General features: G+C 66.1%; 1 protein-coding gene and 1 pseudogene. Both read left to right on the top strand.

The window, feature by feature from the left end:
- The coding region (locus tag AB4118_RS34030) for a M10 family metallopeptidase C-terminal domain-containing protein (protein ID WP_441493901.1) at positions 1-536 on the top strand (536 nt) is incomplete at its 5' end.
- A gap of 57 nt (positions 537-593) precedes the next feature.
- Positions 594-836: pseudogene (locus AB4118_RS34025) on the top strand (HlyD family type I secretion periplasmic adaptor subunit); the annotation flags it as partial.

Here is an 836-nt window from a genome sequence, read left to right as displayed (position 1 = left end):
GCTATGATGGCGGCAACGGCAGCGACACGCTGGATTACTCCCAGGCGACGCAATGCATCGACATCAATCTGGTCGAGGGCAAGGCGGTCAGCGTCGAGATCGGCGAGGACAGCTTCTCCAGCATCGAGGCGGTGATCGGCGGCAGCGGCAACGACCACTTCACCATCGGCACTGATGCGGTGACGTTGACCGGCGGTGCCGGCGACGACTGCTTCTCCTTCGACGTGCCCTATGACGCGGACGATCGCGACCTGATCCACCGGATCCTCGATCTCGAGGCCGGCGACCGCATCGTCGTCAAGCAGTACCAGATCGGCACGGATGACGACCCCGCCGCCAATGCCGCTGCGGACGGAGCAGATCCGTTCGCCACGGCCTATGGCGACGAGGCCGACGCTGCCGGCCGGCCCTTCCACTTCCGCATCGAGAAGATCGGGGACGACGACCGCACCTATGTCGATGTCTTTCTCGAGCAGCATGACGAGAAGGACTACTCGATCGAGATCCAGGGCAGTCACAGGCTTTACTATTACTGACCTCGGCGCGGGGCCGCAGGGCCACGCATCCCGGGCGGGCGGACGGGAGAGACCAGCATGACCAGGCGCAGTATCGCATCGCAGGGGGATCACGAGCCGAATTTCGGGCTCGGCCGGCATATGCTCGCCGGTACCGCGCTCGCCCTGCTCYTGGTCGTCGGCTGCGGCGGCTGGGCCGCGAGCGCCCATCTCAACGGCGCCGTGATCGCCCAGGGCTCGATCAAGGTCGATCAGAACCTCAAGGAGGTGCAGCACCGCGACGGCGGCGTCGTCCAGGCGATCGGGGTGCGACAGGGCGAC

The sequence above is a fragment of the Allobosea sp. 2RAB26 genome (assembly GCF_052115465.1).
Taxonomy (GTDB): Bacteria; Pseudomonadota; Alphaproteobacteria; order Rhizobiales; family Beijerinckiaceae; genus Allobosea.
Note: the sequence above shows the minus strand (reverse complement) of the source record. Positions and strands in the feature narration are given on the sequence as shown.